The organism is Kitasatospora sp. NBC_01246 (genome assembly GCF_036226505.1).
GTDB lineage: Bacteria > Actinomycetota > Actinomycetes > Streptomycetales > Streptomycetaceae > Kitasatospora.
The window spans coordinates 984,900-998,046 of sequence record NZ_CP108484.1; the positions used below are offsets into that span (position 1 = coordinate 984,900).

14 protein-coding genes and 1 pseudogene are annotated in these 13,147 nt (G+C 76.4%); 7 read left to right on the forward strand and 8 right to left on the reverse strand.

Going from position 1 to position 13,147, the window contains the following annotated elements:
- Positions 1-245: 245 nt before the first annotated feature.
- Positions 246-755 (reverse strand): mycothiol transferase, encoded by a 510-nt coding sequence (locus OG618_RS04465; RefSeq protein WP_329485850.1) that lies wholly within the window; start codon positions 753-755, stop codon positions 246-248.
- A gap of 273 nt (positions 756-1,028) precedes the next feature.
- Here OG618_RS04465 and OG618_RS04470 point away from each other — a divergent pair, with 273 nt between their 5' ends.
- The gene (locus OG618_RS04470) at positions 1,029-2,084 is read left to right on the forward strand and encodes an NAD-dependent epimerase/dehydratase family protein (protein ID WP_329485851.1); all 1,056 of its coding nucleotides are present in this window, start codon (positions 1,029-1,031) and stop codon (positions 2,082-2,084) included.
- Positions 2,085-2,245: 161 nt separating this feature from the next.
- Here OG618_RS04470 and OG618_RS04475 read toward each other — a convergent pair whose 3' ends face one another.
- Both OG618_RS04475 and OG618_RS04480 read right to left on the reverse strand, forming a co-directional pair.
- Entirely contained in the window at positions 2,246-3,391 is a 1,146-nt protein-coding gene (locus tag OG618_RS04475; RefSeq protein WP_329485852.1) for a sensor histidine kinase, read from the reverse strand.
- Positions 3,388-4,179: a response regulator transcription factor gene (locus OG618_RS04480; RefSeq protein ID WP_329485853.1), complete on the reverse strand. Its 792-nt coding sequence runs from the start codon at positions 4,177-4,179 to the stop codon at positions 3,388-3,390. The genes OG618_RS04475 and OG618_RS04480 overlap by 4 nt, the downstream gene beginning before the upstream one ends.
- Positions 4,180-4,345: 166 nt before the next feature.
- Between OG618_RS04480 and OG618_RS04485 the strand changes: the two are divergent.
- From OG618_RS04485 to OG618_RS04495, 3 genes and pseudogenes are all read left to right on the forward strand, one after another.
- Positions 4,346-5,074: pseudogene (locus OG618_RS04485) on the forward strand (glycosyltransferase family 2 protein); the annotation flags it as partial.
- A 123-nt stretch (positions 5,075-5,197) separates the two neighbouring features.
- Positions 5,198-5,791, forward strand: a complete 594-nt coding sequence (locus OG618_RS04490) for a TIGR04282 family arsenosugar biosynthesis glycosyltransferase (RefSeq protein WP_329492004.1) — start codon at positions 5,198-5,200, stop codon at positions 5,789-5,791.
- Positions 5,788-6,456, forward strand: a complete 669-nt coding sequence (locus tag OG618_RS04495; protein ID WP_329485854.1) for a class I SAM-dependent methyltransferase — start codon at positions 5,788-5,790, stop codon at positions 6,454-6,456. Before OG618_RS04490 ends, OG618_RS04495 begins: the two co-directional genes overlap by 4 nt.
- Here OG618_RS04495 and OG618_RS04500 read toward each other — a convergent pair.
- The 3 genes from OG618_RS04500 to OG618_RS04510 are packed head-to-tail and all read right to left on the reverse strand — an operon-like array spanning position 6,431 to position 9,223.
- A complete protein-coding gene (locus tag OG618_RS04500; RefSeq protein WP_329485855.1) occupies positions 6,431-7,084 on the reverse strand; it encodes a cytochrome b/b6 domain-containing protein in 654 nt (217 codons plus the stop codon). The two genes, OG618_RS04495 and OG618_RS04500, sit on opposite strands and share 26 nt — an antisense overlap.
- Positions 7,068-7,781: a molybdopterin-dependent oxidoreductase gene (locus OG618_RS04505; RefSeq protein WP_329485856.1), complete on the reverse strand. Its 714-nt coding sequence runs from the start codon at positions 7,779-7,781 to the stop codon at positions 7,068-7,070. Before OG618_RS04505 ends, OG618_RS04500 begins: the two co-directional genes overlap by 17 nt.
- 53 nt (positions 7,782-7,834) lie before the next feature.
- Entirely contained in the window at positions 7,835-9,223 is a 1,389-nt protein-coding gene (locus OG618_RS04510; RefSeq protein ID WP_329485857.1) for a hypothetical protein, read from the reverse strand.
- A 112-nt stretch (positions 9,224-9,335) separates the two neighbouring features.
- Here OG618_RS04510 and OG618_RS04515 point away from each other — a divergent pair, with 112 nt between their 5' ends.
- On the forward strand, positions 9,336-10,514 hold the full coding sequence (locus OG618_RS04515; protein ID WP_442906758.1) for a molybdopterin-dependent oxidoreductase: 1,179 nt from the start codon (positions 9,336-9,338) through the stop codon (positions 10,512-10,514).
- Positions 10,511-10,942, forward strand: a complete 432-nt coding sequence (locus OG618_RS04520; RefSeq protein WP_329485858.1) for a hypothetical protein — start codon at positions 10,511-10,513, stop codon at positions 10,940-10,942. The genes OG618_RS04515 and OG618_RS04520 overlap by 4 nt, the downstream gene beginning before the upstream one ends.
- On the opposite strand, the gene OG618_RS04525 is transcribed toward OG618_RS04520, so the two are convergent.
- Positions 10,908-11,765 (reverse strand): S-methyl-5'-thioadenosine phosphorylase, encoded by an 858-nt coding sequence (locus tag OG618_RS04525; RefSeq protein WP_329485859.1) that lies wholly within the window; start codon positions 11,763-11,765, stop codon positions 10,908-10,910. The genes OG618_RS04520 and OG618_RS04525 overlap by 35 nt on opposite strands.
- A gap of 296 nt (positions 11,766-12,061) precedes the next feature.
- On the opposite strand from OG618_RS04525, the gene OG618_RS04530 reads away from it, so the two are divergent.
- Positions 12,062-12,667 (forward strand): SGNH/GDSL hydrolase family protein, encoded by a 606-nt coding sequence (locus OG618_RS04530; protein ID WP_329485860.1) that lies wholly within the window; start codon positions 12,062-12,064, stop codon positions 12,665-12,667.
- 25 nt (positions 12,668-12,692) lie between these two features.
- Here OG618_RS04530 and OG618_RS04535 read toward each other — a convergent pair whose 3' ends face one another.
- On the reverse strand, positions 12,693-13,121 hold the full coding sequence (locus OG618_RS04535; RefSeq protein WP_329485861.1) for a DoxX family protein: 429 nt from the start codon (positions 13,119-13,121) through the stop codon (positions 12,693-12,695).
- Positions 13,122-13,147 lie beyond the last annotated feature (26 nt).

Below are 13,147 nucleotides of genomic sequence, written 5' to 3' on the forward strand. Positions count from 1 at the left end.
CCGCCCGCGGCCGGCCGCCGGTCACCCCGCCGCCCCGGCCGGCGCTGTTGGAGAAGTCGACGGAAGGAAGCCCGTGAACGACACCTCGCCGGTCCTCGACCCGGTGGAGAACGCGCCCGCCGGGGAGGCGTTCGAACCCCGGAAGTCGCCGGGCGTGCACTTCGCCACCATCGACCACGTCACCGCGGCCCTCACCGGCTGGGTCGGCGACCGCTTCGACGAGGCCTGGCGCCGGTCGCCCGGGGTCAGCCCCGCCGGAGCACGCCGCGGACGAAGGCCGCCTGGCCGATGTGCTGGAGGTCGTCGGAGATGACGCTGACCAGGCGCACGCCCAGGGTCACGGGCGGGCTCCAGGCCTCGTCCACGACCCGGTCCAGCGCGGGGCCGGTCAGACCGCGGACGAAGGACAGCGTCCGCTCGTGCACCGCGTCGTGGTAGCCGGTGAGCAGCTCCGGGGAGTCCACGCGGACGGCCGCGACATCGCGGGCGCGGTGACCGTAGCCGGTGGCGGCGGCGGGGAAGCCGAGGGCGAAGCGGTCGAACCAGCCGTCGGCGGTCCAGATCTGTTCGGTCCCGGCGGCATCGGCGATGTGGTCGTCCTGGATGCGGGTCAGGTGCCAGACCAGCCAGACGATCGAGTTGGCCTTCGGGTCGACGCGCTCGGCCAACTCCTCGGCGGTGAGGCCGTCCACCACGTCGTGGACGGCCTCGTGGATCCGGCCGAAGGCATCGGCGAGCAGATCGGCGCTCTTCATGGGGCTCCCCCGTCCGGGCGCACCGCCCGTCGGCATCGGTGACTGCCTGCATTGTGGACCAGCGGAGTCCGCCCGGCCCGGACCGACAGGCCCGGGGGCGGGCGCGCACGGCCCCGGACCCGGGGCGGCGCCGGCCCGCCGGCCGTCGCCCCGCGCGACGCACACGGCGGAGCACGGGTGGCGGGTGCACGGCCCGGGCCGGTGCTTACCGAAGCATGACGCGATGCCCTGCGTCGCTCCCCCGGCCGTCACCGGCCGGTAGCGTCGCCGGGCATGAGGATTCTGGTCACCGGCGGCGCCGGGTTCATCGGTTCGGCCGTCGCGCGAGCCCTGGTCACGGCGGGTCACGAGGTCCGCGTGCTGGACGCGTTGCTGCCCGCCGTCCATCCGTCGGGGGCCGCGCCCGAACTGCCGGCCGGCGTGGAGTTCCGCCACGGTGACGTCCGCGACGCGTCGACGGTGGAACGGGCGCTGGCCGGGGTGGACGCGGTCTGCCACCAGGCGGCGATGGTCGGTCTCGGCCTCGACCTCGACGACGCGCCCGAGTACGTCGGCTGCAACGACCTCGGCACCGCCGTCCTGCTCTCCGCGATGGCCCGGGCCGGCCTGCGGAGCCTGGTCCTGGCCGGGTCGATGGTGGTCTACGGCGAGGGCCGGTACACGTGTCCGGCGCACGGTGGGGTGGCACCCGGCCCACGGCGGCCGGAGGATCTCGACGCCGGCCGGTTCGAACCGCCGTGCCCGGTGTGCGGCGCCGCGCTGCGGCCGGGCCTGGTCACCGAGGACGCGCCGGGCGACCCGCGCAACGTGTACGCCGTCACCAAGCTCGCCCAGGAGCAGCTGGCCGCCGCCTGGGCCCGCGCGAGCGGCGGGTCGGTGCTGGCGCTGCGCTACCACAACGTCTACGGCCCGGGCATGCCGCGGAACACCCCGTACGCCGGGGTGGCCTCGCTGTTCCGTTCCGCGCTCGCCCGGGGCGAGGCTCCCCGGGTCTTCGAGGACGGCGGTCAGCGCCGGGACTTCGTCCATGTCGACGATGTCGCGGCGGCCAATCTGGCGGCCCTGGGGTCCGTCGGCGGCCGCCCGCCGGGCAGTACCCGGGCGTACAACGTCGGCAGCGGCGAGGTGCGCACGGTCGGCGAGACGGCCCGGGCGCTGGCCGACGCCCACGGCGGCCCGGCGCCGGTGGTGACCGGCCAGTACCGGCTCGGGGACGTCCGGCACATCACCGCCGACTCCTCCCGGCTCCGGGCCGAGCTGGGCTGGCGGGCCCGGGTGCCGTTCCGGGCGGGCATGGCCGAGTTCGCGGCGGCGCCCCTGCGGGTCTGACCGGGTCTGCCCCGGGCCTGCCCCGGACCGGCCCGACCGGGCCGGTCCGACCGGGCCGGTCCGACCGGGCCGGTCCGACCGGGCCGGTCCGACCGGGCCGGTCCGACCGGGCCGGTCCGGGGCCCCCGAGAACGGCGCCGAGAACGGCCCGGCCCGGGCGGTCAGCCGCGCGCCGCCGGGAGCGCGATCTCGAAGCAGCAGCCCCCGGTGACGTTGTGCACCCGGGCCCGGCCGGCATGCGCCTCGACGATGCCGCGGACGATGGCCAGCCCCAGCCCGGCGCCGCTGTCCCCGCCCTCGCCGCCCTCGCCGCGATCGCGCCGCGGCGTGCGGGCGGCGCTGCCCCGCCAGCCGGTCTCGAAGACCCGCGAGAGGTCCTGCTCCGGGATGCCGCCGCAGCCGTCGGTGACCGAGAGCACCACCTCGTCCACCTCGCGGCGGGCGGAGACGGCGACCACACCGTCCTCGGGCGTCGAGCGGATCGCGTTGACCAGCAGGTTGCCGAGCACCCGGGTGATCTCACCGCTGTCCACCTCGACCGGCTCGGCGGCGACCTGCCGGCCCTCCAGACGGACACCGCGCTGCCGGGCCAGCGGGTGGGCGCCGGCCAGCGCGTCGTCGACCAGGTCGTAGACCGACACCCGGGCGAGCGACAGGGACAGCGCGCCGGCCTGGATCCGGGAGAGTTCGAAGAGGTCGTCGACCATCCCGGTGAGCCGCTCGACCTCGGAGCGGATCCGCTTGAGGTACTGCTCCGGCCTTTCGGCCACGCCGTCCTCCAGCGCCTCGGCCATGGCGCGCAGCCCGGCCAGCGGGGTGCGCAGGTCGTGGGAGATCCAGGCGATCAGCTCGCGCCGCGAGGCGTCCAGCGCCTGCGCCCGGGCGCGCGACTCGGCGAGCCGGGCGCTGGTGGCGGCGAGTTCCTCGCTGAGCTGGGCCAGTTCGAGCCCGAGCGGGTGCGCCGGCGCGGTGAAGCCGGCGTCGCTCCCGACGGTGCGGGCGGCTTCGGTGAGCGCCCGGCTGCCGGCCACCACCTGGCGGCCGAGCAGCGCGGCCGTGAGCAGTGAGACCACGGAGGCCATCCCGAGGACGGTGATCACCACCCCGAGGTCGTGTCCGGAGAGGAACATCGCCTGGGCGACGGCGAACGTCCCGGAGGTGACCGCGAGGACGGTGACGACGGCGACGCAGAAGAGCGAGAGCGCCATCGAGCGGCGGCGCAGCAGTCGCACCGCCACCCAGCCGAGCAGACCGGCACCGGTGGCGCCGAGCCCCGCGAACAGGGCGATCAGCAGCAGGTCCTTCACTCCGAGCCGTCCTTGCGGTCCGTGCGGTGTTCCGTCGTCGCCCCTGGCGCGTCCGCCGTCACCGGGTCGTAGCGGTAGCCGACGCCCCAGACGGTGGTGATCAGGGTCGGTGCGGCGGGGTCGTCCTCGATCTTCTCGCGCAGCCGGCGGACGTGGACGGTGACGGTGGACAGGTCGCCGAAGTCCCAGCCCCAGACCCGCTGCATCAGCTCCTGCCGGGCGAAAACCGTCCGGGGGTGCCGGAGGAGGAACGCGAGCAGGTCGAACTCCCGGAGTGTGAGGAGGAGTTCACACCCCTTGCGGTGCGCGCGGCGGGCCTGCGGGTCGAGCGTGATGTCCCCGGACACCAGCGGTCCGGGGACCGTGAGGGCGGGCGCGGCGGCCCGGGAGCGGCGCAGCACGGACTGGACCCGCAGCACGAGTTCACGCGGGCTGAACGGCTTGGTGACGTAGTCGTCCGCGCCCAGTTCCAGGCCGAGGATGCGGTCCGCCTCGTCGCCCTTGGCGGTGAGCATGACCACCGGCAGGTCGGCACCGGCCTCGGTGGCGCGCAGCCTGCGCAGCAGTTCGAGGCCGTCGATCCCGGGCAGCATGAGGTCCAGGACCAGCAGGTCGGGGCGGTGCCGGCGCGCCAGGTCGAGGCCCTGGTTCCCGTCGCTCGCCCGGTCGACCCGGTGGCCGGCCCGGGTGAGGTAGCCGGCGACGACCTCGGCCACGGTGAGGTCGTCGTCGATCACCAGGATGCGGGCGGGGTCGGGTGGTCCGCCGGAGGCGGGGCTCTCGTTCACCTCGCCGAGGATACGAGCTGCGGGCGGGGCCGGACGGGTCGCGCCGGCGCACGTTCGGGTTCCGTAAGATCGCGGGCGCGGCCGGGCCGGGGCGGTGCCCGCCGTTGGACTTTCGTAAGGGCGCGGTTCGGCAGCCGCCGGGCCGGCCGCCCTTAGCGTGGCCGACGTGATCTCTCCGACTCCCCCCGTACCGTCCGCCGGACCGCCGTCCGCCGATGTGATCCTGCCCTGTCTCGACGAGGCCGCGGCGCTGCCCTGGGTGCTGGGGCGGATCCCCGCGGGCTGGCGGGCGATCGTCGTCGACAACGGCTCCCGCGACGGCTCCGCCGACCTGGCGCGCTCGCTGGGCGCGACCGTCGTCGAGGAGCCGCGGCGCGGCTTCGGCGCCGCCTGCCACGCCGGACTGCTCGCCGCCACCGCCGAGCTGGTCTGCTTCCTGGACTGTGACGGTTCGCTGGACCCCGCCCAGCTGCCGCGGGTGGCCGCGCCGGTCCTGGCCGGTACGGCGGACCTCGTGCTGGGCCGGCGCATGCCGGCGGCCGCCGGGGCCTGGCCGCCGCACGCCCGGCTGGCCAACGCCGTGCTGGCCCGCCGGCTGCGGGCGCGGACGGGGGCGCCGCTGCACGACCTCGGGCCGATGCGGGCCGCCCGCCGTGAGCGGCTGCTGGCCCTGGGCCTGGGCGACCGCCGCTCCGGCTACCCGCTGGAGATGGTGCTCGCCGCCTCGGCGGCGGGGATGCGGATCGCCGAGACGCCCGTCGACTACCTGCCGCGCACCGGTCGCTCCAAGGTCACCGGTACCGTGCGCGGCACCCGGCAGGCCGTCCGCGACATGCGGGCCGTGCTGGCCGCGCCGCCGGCCACCCTGCTGGTGATCGCCAAGTCGCCCGCCCCGGGGCGGGTGAAGACCCGGCTCACCCCGCCCTGCACACCCGAGCAGGCCGCGGCGCTGGCCGAGGCCGCGCTCGCCGACACGCTGGCCACCCTCGGCCGGGTACCGGCCGGGCGGCGGCTGCTCGTGCTGGACGGCGAGGCCGGGAGCTGGCTCCCGCCCGGCTGGCAGGTCGTGCCGCAGCGGGGCGGCGGGCTGGACGTACGGCTGGCGGCCGCCTTCACGCACGCCGCCGAGGCCACCCCGGAGGCGCCGGCGCTGCTGGTCGGCATGGACACCCCGCAGGTGGACGCGGCGCTGCTCGCCGAGCCGCTGTCGCCGGCCCGGCGCGGGGGCGCCGACGCCTGGTACGGGCCGGCCGCCGACGGCGGGTTCTGGGCGCTCGGGCTGGCCCGGCCGACCGGGGAGCTGGCCCGGCGGCTGCTGCTGGGGCTGCCGATGTCCACGCCGGAGACCGGGCGCGCCCTGCTCGACCGTCTGACCGCCGAGCGGCTCGCCGTCCACCACCTCCCGGTGCTCACCGACGTGGACACCGTCGCCGACGCGCGGCTGGTCGCCGCCGAGGCTCCGCACAGCGGCTTCGCGGCCCGCCTGCGCGCGATGAGGCTCGCCGACGCGGTCGAGGCCCACGACGCGGTCGAGGCGGCCGACGCGCTCGGGACCGGTGGCCCGGAGCAGGCCGACGACGCGCGCGGGACCACCTCGGAGGTGACGCGATGACCGTCGCCGCCGGAGCGTGGGTGGACGACCCGTTCGCCGAGGCCGTCCGCGCTGGGCGGGGCCCGCTCTGGCTGCGCGGCGAGGACGGCCACCGGATCCCGCTCGACGTCGAGCGCTGGTGCGCACCCGCCGCCGGGGCGGACCACGGGCTGCTGGAGCGCTGCCGCCGGCTGACCGCGCCGGTGGTGGACCTCGGCTGCGGACCCGGCCGGCTGGTCGCGGCCCTGCTGGAGCTGGGCGTGCCGGCGCTCGGCGTCGACATCACCGGAGCGGCGGTGGACCGCACCCGGCGCCTCGGCGGCCCGGCCCTGTGCCGCTCGGTGTTCGACCGGCTGCCCGCCGAGGGCCGCTGGGGCGGGGCGCTCCTCGCCGACGGCAACCTCGGCATCGGCGGCGACCCGGGGCTGCTGCTGCGCCGCGGCGCCGAACTCCTCGCGCCGGGAGGCGTGCTGCTGGTCGAGGTGGATCCGCGGGAGATCGACGAACGGATCACCGTCCGGGTGGAGGGCTACGACGGGCGGCTCGGTCCGCCGTTCGCCTGGGCCCGCTGCGGCGCGGCGGCCACCGCCCGCCGGGCCGAGCGCGCCGGGCTGGTCGAGACCGAGCGCTGGTCCGCCCTCGGCCGCCGGTTCCTCGCCTTCAGGAGGGCGGACCGTCCCCGCTGACGGGCACCGCTTCGGCGTCCGCCGCCGGGCGCTCCTCCGACCACAGCGGGTGCTCGCGCCCGGCCCAGCGCCGGTCGACCAGCCCGGTCCGCATGCCGCGCCGGGCCTCGGGGTCCCGGACGGCCATCCAGACGTGCCCGGCGGTCACCACGGCGATGGCCGCCGCGAGCCAGTCGTGGACGAAGGTCGCGCCGGTCCGCCAGGCCGTCGGCGCCAGGTGGGTGAGCCACATCAGCAGGCCCGTCCCGAGGATCACCAGCATCGCGCCCAGCGTCCACTGGGCGTAGAGCTTCTGCCCGGCGTTGAACTTCCCCGCCGGGCGGTACGAGGCGCGGGCCCAGGTCGCCCGGAGCCAGACCCAGTCCGCCGGGTGGAAGCGGCTCAGCCTCGACACGTCCGCCCGCACCGCCCGGAAGGCGAGCCCGAGCAGCAGCGGTACCGGCAGGGCCAGTCCGCACCAGACGTGCACGGTGACCACCAGGCGTCGGCGGCCGACCAGTTCGGCCAGCGGCGCCAGGTAGAGGCAGGCGGCGGTGGCCAGGCAGACCAGCATCAGGGCCGCGGTGGTGCGGTGCACCCAGCGCTCGGCGCGGGCGAAGCGGAGCAGGAGGTCAGGCGGTCGGGGCATCGTCACGTCCGTTCGAGCGGCCGACCCAGGCGTCGACGTCGTAACCGTTGCGCTCCCAGTACCCGGGCTCCACGGTGTCGGTCACGGTGATGCCCGACAGCCACTTCGCCGACTTGTAGAAGTACATCGGCGCCACGTACAGGCGCACCGGTCCGCCGTGGGAGTGGGAGATCGGGGCGTCCTGGAGCTTGAGCGCGACCACCACGTCGTCCCGCCGGGCCTGCTCCAGGGTGAGGCTCTCGGTGTACTCGCCGTCGAAGCAGCTGAACCGGACCGCCCGGGCGCCCGCCGAGACGCCGGCGGCGTCCAGCAGGTGTGCCAGCGGCACGCCCTCGAACGGGGTGTTCGGCACCCGCCAGCCGGTCACGCACTGCACGTCGCGCACGATCCGGCGCTGCGGCATCGCCTGGAGATCGGCCAGCCGGTAGCTGCCGGGGCGCTCCACCAGGCCGTCCACCGTGAGGCTGTAGGTGTCGGGGCCCCGGGAGGGCACCGAGGCCACCACGGAGTAGTACCGGAAGCCGCCGCCGCCCGGCAGCAGGCCGGTGAGCCCGGTCGGGTCCTGGCCGGCCAGGGCGTCCTGGGCGCGTTGGAGAAAGGGTCCGGCCGCCACGCCGGCGGCGCCGAGGCCGACCAGGCCGAGCACCACCCGCCGGCCCACCGGGGTGCCCCGGGATCGCTTCGCTCTACTGTCCACGGCTCGATTGGAACAGCCGGCCCGTACCCGCGACCAGCCCCGACGCCGAGCCGTCAGGCTTTCGTCATCTCCCGCGCGCCCGCCGAGGCCCGTTCCCCGGCCGCGCACCGCCGGGCGCGCAGGAGCCCGCGCACCGCCGGCACCCCGAGCACGCAGGCCAGCGCGGCCCCGTACACGGCCTGCTGCGCCGGCCCGCCGCCGACCAGGTAGAGCACCTGCCCGGCGGCCGGGACGGCCAGCCACTCCCAACCGCCGTCGAGCGCGACCAGGGCCACCACCAGCAGGCCGTACCAGGGGTAGGCCGGCGCGACGAGCAGCAGGGCCGTCCCGGTCACCAGCAGCGCGCCCCGCCACGGGCGGCGGGGGTCGCCGTGCCGCAGCACCCGCCACACCACCGCCGCCAGCACCAGGGCCGCCGCCCACGGCGCCCAGCGGTCGGGCAGCGCCAGCCGCAGCAGCCCGAACCGGTCCAGGTGCCCCTGCTCGTAGCCCTCCTCCCGCAGGTAGCCCGGCAGGTACCCGAGCACCGCCGGGCCCGAGGCGGCGACATGGGGCAGGTACGCCAGCCCGAACGCCCCGAGCGCCGCACCGAGGACGGCGACGTCCCGGCGGGTCGGACGGCGGGCGAGCGCCCCCGACAGTGCACCCGACAGCGCCCCGGGCAGGGCGAGGGCCGGCAGCAGCTTGGTGGCGACCGAGGCGCCGAGCAGCACGCCCCCGGTGCCGGGCCGGCGGCCGGCCACGCAGCCCAGCCCGACGGTCATCAGCAGCGCGCCGAGGGTGTCGACGTGCGCGTCGTTGACCGCCCACACGGTGATGCCGGGGCACCACCCCCAGAGCGCCGCCCGCCGGCCGCCCCGCCCGACCACCAGCAGCGCGCCCGTGGTCGCGACCGCCAGCAGCGCGCCGCCCACCTGCACCCCGCGCACCCCACCCCCGAAGGGGTGCACGGCGAGGAACCAGGCCTGCGCGACCGGCGGGTAGATGGTGCGCACGGCGGGCCGGTTGATCCGGGTGCAGTCGCCCGCCGCCGTCCGCCGCTCGTCCCACCCCCTGCAGCCGTCCGTCACCGGAAACAGACCCGGGTCGCGCAACCGGGCCAGCGCCGGGTCGTCCGGGGCGTGCGCGTAGGGGGAGATGCCGGCCGCCTGCACCCGGCCGTCCCAGACGTACCGGTAGGCGTCGTCGCTGGTCCGGGGCGGTGCGAGCAGTCCGACGGCGGCGACCGCCACGCTCCCGGCCAGCACCAGCGGCGCCACCCGGCGGGCCGGCACCCGCCGCAGGAGCAGCAGCGCCAGCACGAACAGGCCCGCGTCGAGGGCGTACCAGCCGTGGAGCGGGCCGCGGTCGGCGAGCGTGCCGCCGCCGGTCACGGTCGTCGCCAGGGCCGCCACCAGGGCGGCGAGGGCGAGCGTGCAGGGCAGAAGGGTCCGAGTGGCCACCCGCTCACCCTGCCACCGCGGCGGCGGCGCGAACGGCCGCGGCGGCTCCCGTTCGACTTCCGTAAGCACGTCGTACCCGCCGCGCGGGGCCGGGTGGCGCTTCGATGGGGGCGTGGATTCCAAGCACCCCGGCGCCCGGCGCCGCCCCCGCCTCGCCCTCCCGCCGCCGCCCGCGTCCCTGCGCCGCGGCCCGTTCCGGGACGGCGTCTTCCGCTCGGCCCTGCACGAGCCGCGCACCGCCGTCGTCCTCGGCCGGTGGCTGGGCGCCGCACTGGTGGTCTGCTTCCTGACCGGTCTCCTCAGCCACCTGCTCCAGGACCCGACGGGCCGGCTCGCCGGCCTGCTGCCCGCGCGCCCGGTGAACGGCTACCGCGTCACCCAGGGACTGCACGTCGCCGGCGGGATCGCCGCCGTCCCGCTGCTCGGGGCCAAGCTCTGGACGGTCTACCCGCGGTTGTTCGAGTGGCCGCCGGCCCGGAGCGCGGCGCACGCGCTGGAGCGGCTGGGCATCGCCGTCCTGGTGGCCGCCCTGCTGCTGGAACTGTTCACCGGCCTGCTGAACACCCTCCAGTGGTACCCGTGGCCGTTCCCGTTCCGGCAGACCCACTTCTGGGTCGGCTGGCTGGCCACCGGCGGCCTGCTGGTCCACCTCGCGGCCAAGGCGCCGCTGATCGCCCGGAACTGGCGCCGGCCCCGGCTCACCGTCCCCGGGCGGCGCGCCTTCCTGACCTCGGTCGCCGCGGCGGTCGGCGCGGTGACGCTCACCACGGCCGGGCAGAGCGTGCCCTGGCTGCGCCCGCTGAACCTGCTGGCGCCGCGCCGGCCCGACCTGGGCCCGCAGGGGCTCCCGGTGAACCGCACCGCCGCGCAGGCCGGGACGGTGGAGGTGCCCGCCGGCTGGCGGCTGCGGGTGGACGGCCCCCGGCCGTACGAGATCGGTCTCGACGAACTGGCCCGGCTCCCCCAGCACGAGGCGGTCCTGCCGATCGCCTGTGTGGAGGGCTGGAGCGCGAGCGCCCGCTGGGGCGGCGTCCGGGTGGCCGAGCTGATGGCCCGGGCCGGTGCGCCGGCCGGCTCCGCCGTGCGGGTCACCTCGCTGGAGGAGGAGGGCCCCTACCGGGTGATGGAGATGCCCGCGCAGTACGTCGACGACCCGCTCACCCTGCTCGCCCTCCGGGTCGACGGCGAGACGCTGGACGCCGACCACGGCTTCCCCGCGCGCGTCATCGCGCCGAACCGCCCCGGCGTGCTGCAGACCAAGTGGGTCGCCCGGCTGGAGGTGTCCCGATGACCGGCTGGCTCCGCGGCTCCGCCCTCGCCGCCGGTCTCGCCCTGATCGGCTACGGCCTCTACGGCCTGCTGACCGACGTCTACCTCACCGCCCCGGCGCAGGTCCTGGTCTGGGGGATCGGGGCGCTGGTCCTGCACGACGGGGTCTGGCTCCCGCTGCTCTGCCTGGTCGGCGCCCACCTGGCCCGCGGACCGGTGCTGCGCGGCTGGCTGGTCGTGGCCGCCGCCGTGACCGCCGTCGGACTCCCGGCCGTGCTGCGCGCCGACGACGACCACGGCAACTCCTCGCTGCTGCCGCTGCCCTACCTGCGCAACTGGCTCGCCGTCCTGGCCGCCACCGCCGTACTCGCCCTGCTGATCGGGCTCGTCCGGCGGTGGCGCCGGCCCCGGCCGGTCAGTCGCCCGGTACGCCGGGAAGACCGGTCGTGAGGCCGTCCAGTGCGTGACCGCACGGGCAGGCGCGCTCGGTGGGCAGCAGGCCGATCGTCTTGAACAGCACCGTGCGCAGCCGCTCGACGTTGCGCGCGAAGACGGCGAGCACCTCCGCGTGGGTGACCCCCTCGCCGCTCTCCACCCCCGCGTCGAGGTCGGTGACCAGGGCCACCGAGGTGTAGCAGAGGCCGAGTTCGCGCGCCAGGACGGCCTCCGGGTGGCCGGTCATCCCGACCACCGACCAGCCGTTGGCGGTGAACCACCGGGACTCGGCGCGGGTCGAGAAGCGGGGGCCCTCGATCACCACCAGGGTGCCGCCGTCCACGGGCTCCCAGGCGGCGCCGGCCGCCGCCGAGAGCGTGGCCCGGCGCCCCTGCGGGCAGTACGGGTCCGCCATCGACACGTGCACCACCTCGGGCACCGAACCGTCCGGCAGCGGCAGTCCGTCGTAGTAGGTCTGCGCCCGGCCACTGGTCCGGTCCACGAACTGGTCCGGCACCAGCAGCGTCCCCGGTCCGTACTCGGGCCGCAGCCCGCCCACCGCGCAGGGCCCGAGCACCTGGCGGACGCCGAGCGAGCGCAGCGCCCAGAGGTTGGCCCGGTAGTTGATCCGGTGCGGCGGGAGGCGGTGGCCGCGGCCGTGCCGGGGCAGGAAGGCGACCCGGCGGCCGGCCACCTCGCCGACGAACAGCGCGTCGCTCGGCTCGCCGTACGGGGTACGGGTCCGCACCTCGACCATGTCGTCCAGCAGCTCGTAGAGCCCGGAGCCGCCGATCACCCCCACATCCGCGCGGGGCAGGATGATCTGATCGTCCGTCACTGAATCCACCTCTCTCGCCTGACTGTGCCGCCACTGTAGGAGCCGACGCCGGGAGATCCCGCGCGTACGGCCTTACGATCCGCGAACGGCTGCCGGGCGGACCGCGTGAGTGGCGTCGCCGCCAGAAGAGGGCGCGCCTCCTCGGGCCCGCGACGGGCGGCTGCTCCTGCGCCCTCCTGCCCTGCGCCCTCCTGCCCTGGCTCCGGACCCCTCGGGAACGCCAGCCCATATGATCAACTTCTCGGGGCGCCGGCCGAGGGCCGCCGCCCGTACATCGAATACAGGGGGATGATCACATGGTCGAACTGTCCACCGGACCGATGACCTGGGTGATGGCCGGCGACAGCATCACCCAGGCCGTCCTGCACACGCACGGCGCCCGCGGGTGGGTGGAGCACGTGCACGAACGCGTCGGCTGGCAGCTCGACCGGCTGACCGACATCGTGGTCAACACCGGGGTGTCCGCCTGGCGCGCCACCGACGTCCTCGGCGCGTACGACCACCTCATCGGCCGGTTCGCCCCCGACGTGCTGTCCATCTCCCTGGGCACCAACGACGCCCGCGCCGGGCTCGACGGACTCGCCGAGTTCCACGCGTCGATGCGCGAGATCATCGCCAGGACCGACGGTGCCCAGATCGTGCTGCACACGCCCCTCGTGGTCAGCCGGGCCGGACGCGCCGCCCGCGCCGAACTGCCCGCCTACTGCCAGGCGGTGCGCGAGATCGCCGCGGACACCGGGGCCCTGCTGGTCGACCACGAGGCCTACTGGCTCGCCCACTTCCCCGACAGCGAGCCGATCGCCTGGCTCGACGACCCCGCGCACCCCAACGCCGTCGGCCACCGGCACATGGCCGACCTCACGCTCCGCACCCTGGGCCTGGGCGAACTCACCGAGCTGTGACGGCCCCGGGCCACCGGGCGGCCGGTCACGGCCGGCGGGCGAGCAGCCCGACCGTCCCGGCGCGCCGGTTCCAGGCGATGACGGCCAGCGGCACCATGAAGACGAACGGCGTCCCGGCGTTCTCGCCGTGCATCGCGGTGAGCTGGGTGACGAACGCGAACGCCAGGAAGACGATCAGCGCCATGGCGGCCGGCCCGGCCAGGCGGCGGACCAGCAGGCCGACCGCGCCGGCCAGTTCCACCAGCCCGGTCAGGTACATGAACCAGTGGCCCGCACCGATCGCGTCGAAGACCTCCGTCGCGGCGGGCAGTGCGAGCAGCTTCGGGAGCGCGCTGGCCAGGGCGAAGAAGAGGGCGAGCAGCACCCGCAAAGCCAGGACCACACCGGCCATGGCCCTGCCGGACCTCGCGGTGGTCGTCACGTCAGGGGCGGTGAGGGTGGTGATGTCGGACATGTCAGGTCTCCCCGGGTAGCGGGCGA

What these genes read in the sequence shown, in the direction of transcription:
- OG618_RS04530 (WP_329485860.1), top strand. Translation starts at nt 12,062, where the DNA reads ATGGTCGAACTGTCCACCGGACCGATGACCTGGGTGATGGCCGGCGAC.
- OG618_RS04520 (WP_329485858.1), top strand. Translation starts at nt 10,511, where the DNA reads ATGACCGGCTGGCTCCGCGGCTCCGCCCTCGCCGCCGGTCTCGCCCTG.
- OG618_RS04470 (WP_329485851.1), top strand. Translation starts at nt 1,029, where the DNA reads ATGAGGATTCTGGTCACCGGCGGCGCCGGGTTCATCGGTTCGGCCGTC.
- OG618_RS04495 (WP_329485854.1), top strand. Translation starts at nt 5,788, where the DNA reads ATGACCGTCGCCGCCGGAGCGTGGGTGGACGACCCGTTCGCCGAGGCC.
- OG618_RS04535 (WP_329485861.1), bottom strand. Translation starts at nt 13,121, where the DNA reads ATGTCCGACATCACCACCCTCACCGCCCCTGACGTGACGACCACCGCG.
- OG618_RS04500 (WP_329485855.1), bottom strand. Translation starts at nt 7,084, where the DNA reads ATGCCCCGACCGCCTGACCTCCTGCTCCGCTTCGCCCGCGCCGAGCGC.
- OG618_RS04465 (WP_329485850.1), bottom strand. Translation starts at nt 755, where the DNA reads ATGAAGAGCGCCGATCTGCTCGCCGATGCCTTCGGCCGGATCCACGAG.